Source organism: Streptomyces sp. CNQ085 (genome assembly GCF_022614595.1).
Lineage (GTDB): Bacteria > Actinomycetota > Actinomycetes > Streptomycetales > Streptomycetaceae > Streptomyces.
Genome location: NZ_JAJFAU010000195.1, coordinates 1 through 7,216 on the forward strand (window position 1 = coordinate 1; position 7,216 = coordinate 7,216).

The following is a 7,216-nucleotide window of genomic DNA, read 5'->3' on the forward strand; positions in this document are numbered from 1 at the left end:
CCGTCAGCCAGAAGCTGGGCCAGGCCCTGTACGCCGACGCCCAGGGCCAGCAGGCCGCGGGTGGCGAGGCCGGCGGCGGCGCGAAGGCCGGCGGCGCGGACGAGGACGTGGTGGACGCCGAGATCCTCGACGAGGACCGGGACGACAGGGGCAGGGCCGCGTAGCCCCCGCCGCGGAGGGGCGGGAATCCGCCGGTCCGCCCGAACGGGTGCGGGCGCGCGGCGCAGGTGGCCGAGGGTGTCCGGCACTTGCTGGACTTACCGTGCCCTGTGCCGGAGTATCGGATCACCGCCCGTTCGAGGTGGCCGGCTCCGACCGGGACGGCGAGTGGGCCGGGGCTCGCAGTGAAGTGGGGAACGCCGATGGAGGCACAGGCGACGCGTACGACCGCCGCGGCACCGGTGAACGGGGTGCCCGGCCCGCTCGCCGCCGACGGGACGCACGGTCTGTTCCGCGCCTCCGACGCCGTCTTCGCCGAACTGTCGGGTCCGCGCCACGTCGTGGAGACGGCCAACCCCGCGTTCTTCCGGGCCCTGGGCCGCGAGGAGGCCACCGGCGTCCCCCTGGCCGAGTTCGCCCCCGAACTCACCGAGCAGGGGATCATGGACCTGCTCGACGGCGTCCACCGCACCGGCCGCCCCTACACCGCCCGGGGCGCCAGGGTCCTGCTGGGCCCGCCGGGCGCCATGAACGAGGCGTACTACGACTTCGCCTACGAACCACGCCGGGGGCCGGACGGGCAGGTGGTCGGCGTCACCGCCCTGGGCGTGGACACCACCGCCGTCCGGCACGCCCGGCAGCTGGCCGCCGAGCAGCGCGCCCTGCTGGAGCAGATCGCCCTGGACGCGCCCGTAGGAGATGTCCTGCGCGCCATGACGGCCGCCATCGAGGAGCTCGACCCCGGGGTCCTGGTCTCGGTGCTCCTCGCCGACGCCGACGGCCGCCACCTGCGCCACGGCGCCGCGCCGAGCCTGCCGGACTTCTACAACCGCGCCATCGACGGCATCGCCGTGGGCGAGGGCGTCGGCTCGTGCGGTACCGCCGCCCACCGCCGCGAGACGGTCGTCGCCGCCGACATCGCCACCCACCCGTACTGGGAGGACTTCCGCGAACCGGCCCTTCGGGCAGGGCTGGCCGCCTGCTGGTCCACCCCGGTCACGGGTACGGACGGACGGTTGCTGGGCACCTTCGCGATGTACCACCGGGTCCCGCTCATGCCCCGTGAGGCGGATCTGGCCCTGGCCGCCGCCGTCGCCCGTACCGCCGCCCTGGCGGTGGAGCGCCACCAGATCAAGCGGGCCCGCGAGCGGGCCGAGGCCGAGGAGCGGGCCGCCCGGCAGGACCTCGCCTTCGTCCTGGAGGCCAGCACCCGCATCGGCCGCGACCTGGACTTCGGCGACAGCCTGCGCCGGCTGGCCGAGCTGAGCGTGCCGGCGCTGGCGCCGATGAGCGCGGTGGACGTACTCGAGGGCGGACGGCTGCGGAGGGTCGCCGCGTTCACCGCCGGGGACCGCGGCGGGCGGTGGCCGCGGGAGTCCGCGCGCAGCGGGCTCCGCCCGGACGGCGAGATGGCCGCCCGGGTGCTGGAGAGCGGGGCGACGGAGGTGGCCCGCCGTCCCCGGGCCCCTGGCGGGAGCTGGGCGTCACCGGCTACGGGTGCGTACCGCTGAGCTGGCGCGGCGACCCCTTCGCCGTGCTGACCCTGCTGTTCACCGGGGACCACCCCTTCCGGGAGCGCACGGTGGCCCTCGCCGAGGAGCTCGCCCGCCGCACCGCCGTCATCGCCCACAACGCGCGCCAGTTCACCGAGCGCGTCGAGCTGGCCCGCGATCTCCAGGCCGGACTGCTGCTGCCCGAGCCGCCCGCCGTCCCCGGAGCCGAGGTCGCCACCTGCTACCGGCCGGCCGGCGAGGGGCTGGACATCGGTGGTGACTTCTACGACGTCTTCCCGCTGGGAGGCGGCCGCTGGGCCTTCATGATCGGCGACGTGTGCGGTCGCGGGGCGGCGGCGGCCACCGTCACCGGACTGGTCCGCCACACCGCCCGCGCCGTCGCCCGGCTCGTCGAGGACCCGGCCCGGACGGTCGCGGAGGTCAACACCGCCCTGCTGGAGGGAGTCCGGCACGGCAGCGCCTTCGTCACCCTCGTCTACGGCCGGATGACGCCGGGGGAGGACGGGCTGGAGGTCGAACTCGTCCGGGCCGGCCACGTTCCGCCCCTGGTGCGGCGCGGCGGCCGACGGGTGGAGGAGGTCACGGCCGGGGGCATGCTGCTGGGCGTCGTCCCCGATCCGGCCGTCCGTACGGCACGGCTGACCCTGCGGCCGGAGGAGACCCTGTTCCTGGCCACCGACGGCTTCACCGAGACCCGCTCGGCCGACGGCCGGTTCCTCGGCGAGGAGGGCCTGGCGGCGGCCCTCGCCCGCGCGGGCCGCGACGACGGCGCGGGCGCCCGGGAACTCCTCGACGAGGTGGTCGCCTCCGTCGACCGCTTCTCCGACGACGCGGCCCCCAGCGGGGACGACAGCGCGGCGCTGGTCATAACCGCCCACTGACCTCCCCGCCGTTCGTAGGCAGATCCTGTCCGCGGAGGTCCGGAAACCTCTGCCGATCAGGGGAATCGATCGGACGCGGTACCGGTTGCACGGACCGTGCCGCGCCGCACCCGGGCGCGGCACTCCGACGACCGAAGGCGGATCCCATGACCGACAGCCCGTCCGTGCGCGCCCGGAACACACTCGGCCGCACCTTCTCCCTGGGCGGCCTGACCCTCCGCAACCGCGTCGTGATGGCGCCGATGACCCGCCAGTTCTCGCCCGGCGGCGTCCCCGGCCCGGACGTGGCCGATTACTACGCCCGCCGGGCCGCCGCCGAGGTGGGCCTGATCATCACCGAGGGCACCTACGTCGACCACCCCTCGGCCGGTACCAGCGACCGGGTGCCCCGCTTCCACGGCGAGGACGCGCTCGCGGGCTGGGAAAAGGTGGCCGACGCGGTCCACGGCGCGGGCGGGGCGGTCATGCCGCAGCTGTGGCACGTGGGCATGGTGCGCGACGCCGGGGCCCCGCCGTTCCCCGACGCCCCGCGCACGGGCCCTTCCGGCATTCCCCTGGAGGGTGATGGGACCGGCCGTGCGATGACACGCTCCGACATCGACGACGTGATCGCCGCGTTCGCCGCCGGAGCCGCCGCAGCCGAGGCCCGCGGTTTCGACGGCGTCGAGATCCACGGTGCCCACGGCTATCTGGTCGACCAGTTCCTGTGGTCGCGTACCAACCGGCGCACCGACGCCTACGGCGGCGACCTCGCCTCCCGCGTCCGCTTCGCCGCGGAGATCGTGGCGGCCTGCCGCGAGGCCGTCTCCCCGGGCTTCCCGATCAGCTTCCGCACCTCCCAGTGGAAGGTGGGCGACTACCGGGCCAGACTCGCCGAGACGCCCGAGGAGCTGGAGGCCGTCCTCACTCCGCTGGCCGAGGCGGGGGCGGACGTCTTCCACTGCTCCACGCGCCGCTACTGGCAGCCGGAGTTCGAGGGCTCCGACCTCAACCTGGCGGGCTGGGCGAAGAAGCTGACCGGCCGCCCCACCATCACCGTCGGTTCGGTCGGCCTGGACAACGAGTTCTTCGCCGCGTTCCAGGGAACGGACGGCGGCCTCACGGACATCGACGCCCTGCTGGAGAGGCTGGAGCGCGAGGAGTTCGACCTCGTGGCGGTCGGCCGCTCCCTGCTCGGCGACCCGGAGTGGGCGGCGAAGGTGCTGGCCGGCCGTTTCGGTGATCTGCGCCCCTTCGGCGCGGCCGGGCTCTCCGTCCTCCACTGAGACCCGCGGGGTGCGGCCGGGAGCGGGCCGGGCGGCGGCCCGGTGGCGCTTCCGGTCTCACCGCCGGGGCGGCAGCGCGTAGCCGGGGACGGAGGGCCAGCGGACCGTCAGCAGCGTCGAGTCCTCCTCGGCGACCCAGGAGTGGTCCACACCCCGGCCCCACACCACGTAGTCGCCCCGCTCGGCCAGGACGACGGCGCGGCCGGGGAACTCGACGCGGAAACGGCCCTCGATCAGGATCTGGAAGGTGGCGCGCTCCTCGCCGCGCACCCACTGCCGCCGCCGCTCGCCACGGGGGTGGACGCCCCACTTGATCTCCAGCGCCCCGCTGTGCCGCGGGTCGCCCGCGTCCTTGAAGTGGCCCAGCAGCCAGCCCCGGTCCAGCGCCGCGTCCGGCTCGGCCCTGCCCGTGTACACGTTGTCGTCCATGTGCTCGGACGCTAACACCCGCGCCGGACGGGCCGGCTCCTCGCCACTCTGTGTACCTTCAGGAAAAGTGTGCCAAGCGGCTTGTAATACTTCGAAGGTCTCCCGACCGAGGGTGACCACGCGCATCCCGCGCTGCGGATCAGCGCGGGAGGGAGCGGGCGAGGCGGAAGCCCACGTCGTCGATCCGCAGGGTCGGGTGGCTGCGGCGGCGCACAGAAGCCCGGCAGCTCCAGGGCTCGTCGAACCACCCGCCGCCGCGCAGTACCCGGTAGGCGCCGTAGACCGCGGGGTCGTAGCGGTCCCAGCACCACTCCCAGACGTTGCCGAGCATGTCGTACAGGCCCCAGTCGTTGGGCCGCCTGCCGCCCACGGCGCGGACGCGCTCGCCGGAGTTGCCGCGGTGCCAGGCGATCTCGTCAAGGGGGCCGTAGCGCGGGCCGGCCGTGCCCGCACGGCAGGCGTGCTCCCACTCGGCCTCGGTCGGCAGCCGGTAGCCGTCGGCGCGCTCGTCCCACTCGACGCCCGTGCCGTCCCCGCCCCCGGCCCCGTCTGCGTCGCCGCCGTCCGGGGGGAGGCGGTAGGCGGGAGCCAGCCCTTCGCGCAGGGACAGGGCGTTGCAGAACCGGACCGCGTCCAGCCAGGAGACGCCCTCGACGGGCAGCCGGCCGCCGTGCGCGGCCTCGGGCGGCGATCCGGTGACCCGCGCGTACCGGGCCCGGGTGACGGGGAAGGCCGCGAGCCGGTAGGGCGCGAGGTCGACCGGCCAACTGCGCTGTGTGCGGCGGTCCGACAGCGTCACCCGCCCTGGGGGGACGGCGATCAGAGCCCCGTCCCCGGTGTCGGTGTCCATGGGCGGGCGAGCCTAGCAAGGCATTGACGGGGCCGGTGCCCGAACGGACGCCGTACGCCCTGTTTCGGCCGCCGTTCACGGGTGCGTCCAACAACTCCGACAACCCCCGGTAACCTCGCCAACGACCGCGAGCGCGCCGCCGAGCGCGGTCGCGCACCGCGGGGCCGGCCCCTCCGGCGCACGGAGGGGCCGGGCCCGAGTCCCCGTGTGCGGCGGGGGCGCGGCCCACTGCCTCGTACGGGTGAAATGCGCTTTCCGGGCCGTTCCGCTCCCGGTCCGGCCGTGCCGAGCCACAAGGATGGGGCGCGGAAGGGGGCCGGTTCCGGCCGGTCCGAGTTGAGCGCGCGAGGAGGCCCGGTGGGCAAGGCATACGGCGTCGTTGCGGACATCCTGGTCGGCAAGTTCCAGTTCAGCGAGGAGGAGCTGTCGCCCGGCGCCACGCTGGAGGAGATCGACCTGGACTCGCTGGGGCGGGTCGAGTTCGCCCTGACCCTGCGGGAGGGCACCGGTGTGCCGTTCGCGGACGACCAGATCACCCTGGACACCACGCTGGGGGAGATCGCCGACGCGGTCGAGGCCGCGTGGGGCGCGGGTGCGGCGGCTCCGCGGTGACCCGCCCCGACATCGCGGTGACCGGCCTGGGGGCGGTCACCCCGGCCGGGGCCGGGGCGGAGGAGACCTGGCGCCGGGTCTGCGCCGCCGAGCCCACGGCCTCCCGGGACGGTGAACTGGCCGGTCTGCCGGTGGACTTCAGCTGCCGCGTCCCCGAGACGGAGGTCGCCGACCGCGGGCGCCGGCGGCAGTTGTGGCGGCAGGACCGCTTCACGCGGATCGCGCTGGCGGCGGCCGACGAGGCGCTGCGGGACGCGCGGCTGGATCCGTCCTCCTGGGACGGCGCCCGGATGGGCACGGCCGTCGGGTGCAGTCTGGGCGGGGCCGCCACCTGGGAGGCGGAGTTCGGCCGGATGCGGCGGGAAGGCCCCGAGGCGGTGTCGCCGGTGGTCATCCCGAGGCTGCTGCCGAACATGGCGGCCGGCGAGGTAGCGCTCGCCCTGGGGGCGCGCGGTCCGAGTATGGCGGTCTCCACCGCCTGCGCCTCGGGGGCCAGCGCGCTGGCGGTGGCGCGCGACTGGCTGGCCACCGGTCTGTGCGACGTCGTCCTGGCGGGCGGTACGGAGGCCGCGGTCACTCCCCTGGTGGTGGCCGGGTTCCAGCGGGCCGGGGCGCTGTCGCCGCGCACCGGTGACCCGGCGGCGGCCTCACGGCCGTTCGCGGCGGACAGTGACGGGTTCGTGATGGCCGAGGCCGCGGCCGTCCTGGTGCTGGAGCGGGCGGTGGACGCGCGGGCGCGCGGCGTACGTCCGCGCGCCCTGCTGGCCGGCTGCGGCACCAGCACCGACGCGCTCCACCCCACCGCGCCGCACCCCGAGGGCCGGTTCGCGGAGCTGGCGGTGACCGCGGCGCTGGCGGACGCGGGCCTGGAGCCGAGGGACGTCGACCACGTCAACGCGCACGCCACCTCGACCCCGCTGGGCGACGCGGCGGAGGCGAGCATGATCTCCAGGGTCTTCGGCCACGGTCCGAGTGTGACCTCGGCCAAGGGCGTCCTGGGGCACTCGCTGGGCGCCGCGGGCGCGGTGGAGGCGGTGCTCACGGCCCTGTGTATCGAGCGGTCCGCCGTGCCGCCGACAGCCAACACCGACGCGCCCGCACCGGAGTTCGACATCGACCTGGTGACCAAGGCGGTGCGCGAACAGCGTGTCGGCGTGGCCGTCAGCAACTCCTTCGGATTCGGCGGCCACAACGTGTCCGTGGTGCTGCGGGCCGTCTGAGCCCGGTCTGCTCCCGCTCTCCGTTCCGGCCCGCGTTCCGGACCCGCGTCAGATGGGCGCGGGCGCGTGGCGCAGGGCGTCGGCGAGGCCCGCGGGCCAGACGGCCCCCGGGGCGAAGCCGAGGTCGCGGGCGGCCCGTTCGTGGCCGCAGATCCAGGCGGGACGGGCCAGTTCGCGGACCTTGTCGCGGCAGAGCACCGACGGCCGTCCCCGTGCCCGCGCCGCCGCCTCGGCGCACCGGGCGGCGGCGTACGCCACCGGGAGGGGGAGCGGGACGGCGGTGGGC

General features: G+C 75.7%; 7 protein-coding genes and 1 pseudogene. 5 read left to right on the forward strand and 3 right to left on the reverse strand.

All coding sequences use genetic code 11. From position 1 onward, the window contains the following. Positions 1 to 362: 362 nt before the first annotated feature. The 3 genes from LJ221_RS22345 to LJ221_RS22355 all read left to right on the forward strand — a co-directional run bounded on the left by LJ221_RS22345 (position 363) and on the right by LJ221_RS22355 (position 3,819). The gene (locus LJ221_RS22345; RefSeq protein WP_241718517.1) at positions 363 to 1,670 is read left to right on the forward strand and encodes a GAF domain-containing protein; all 1,308 of its coding nucleotides are present in this window, start codon (positions 363 to 365) and stop codon (positions 1,668 to 1,670) included. A gap of 23 nt (positions 1,671 to 1,693) precedes the next feature. After that, positions 1,694 to 2,554, forward strand: coding sequence for a PP2C family protein-serine/threonine phosphatase (locus tag LJ221_RS22350; RefSeq protein ID WP_241718518.1), 861 nt, complete (start codon positions 1,694 to 1,696; stop codon positions 2,552 to 2,554). 146 nt (positions 2,555 to 2,700) lie between these two features. After that, entirely contained in the window at positions 2,701 to 3,819 is a 1,119-nt protein-coding gene (locus LJ221_RS22355; protein WP_241718519.1) for an NADH:flavin oxidoreductase, read from the forward strand. A gap of 57 nt (positions 3,820 to 3,876) precedes the next feature. On the opposite strand, the gene LJ221_RS22360 is transcribed toward LJ221_RS22355, so the two are convergent. Continuing rightward, complete coding sequence (locus LJ221_RS22360) at positions 3,877 to 4,248, reverse strand: signal peptidase I (protein ID WP_241718520.1); 372 nt, start codon at positions 4,246 to 4,248, stop codon at positions 3,877 to 3,879. 139 nt (positions 4,249 to 4,387) lie between these two features. Further along, positions 4,388 to 5,098 (reverse strand): SUMF1/EgtB/PvdO family nonheme iron enzyme, encoded by a 711-nt coding sequence (locus tag LJ221_RS22365; RefSeq protein WP_241718521.1) that lies wholly within the window; start codon positions 5,096 to 5,098, stop codon positions 4,388 to 4,390. Positions 5,099 to 5,455: 357 nt separating this feature from the next. On the opposite strand from LJ221_RS22365, the gene LJ221_RS22370 reads away from it, so the two are divergent. Together LJ221_RS22370 and LJ221_RS22375 are read left to right on the forward strand one after the other, a co-directional pair. Further along, positions 5,456 to 5,710, forward strand: coding sequence for an acyl carrier protein (locus LJ221_RS22370; protein WP_241718522.1), 255 nt, complete (start codon positions 5,456 to 5,458; stop codon positions 5,708 to 5,710). Then, complete coding sequence (locus LJ221_RS22375) at positions 5,707 to 6,930, forward strand: beta-ketoacyl-[acyl-carrier-protein] synthase family protein (RefSeq protein WP_241718523.1); 1,224 nt, start codon at positions 5,707 to 5,709, stop codon at positions 6,928 to 6,930. Before LJ221_RS22370 ends, LJ221_RS22375 begins: the two co-directional genes overlap by 4 nt. 48 nt (positions 6,931 to 6,978) lie before the next feature. Here LJ221_RS22375 and LJ221_RS22380 read toward each other — a convergent pair. Beyond that, positions 6,979 to 7,216 (reverse strand): annotated as a pseudogene (locus LJ221_RS22380) (hypothetical protein); the annotation flags it as partial.

Bases quoted from the DNA above. Each gene is read 5' to 3' on its own strand.
- LJ221_RS22345 (WP_241718517.1), top strand. From the start codon at position 363: ATGGAGGCACAGGCGACGCGTACGACCGCCGCGGCACCGGTGAACGGG.
- LJ221_RS22355 (WP_241718519.1), top strand. From the start codon at position 2,701: ATGACCGACAGCCCGTCCGTGCGCGCCCGGAACACACTCGGCCGCACC.
- LJ221_RS22360 (WP_241718520.1), bottom strand. From the start codon at position 4,248: ATGGACGACAACGTGTACACGGGCAGGGCCGAGCCGGACGCGGCGCTG.
- LJ221_RS22365 (WP_241718521.1), bottom strand. From the start codon at position 5,098: ATGGACACCGACACCGGGGACGGGGCTCTGATCGCCGTCCCCCCAGGG.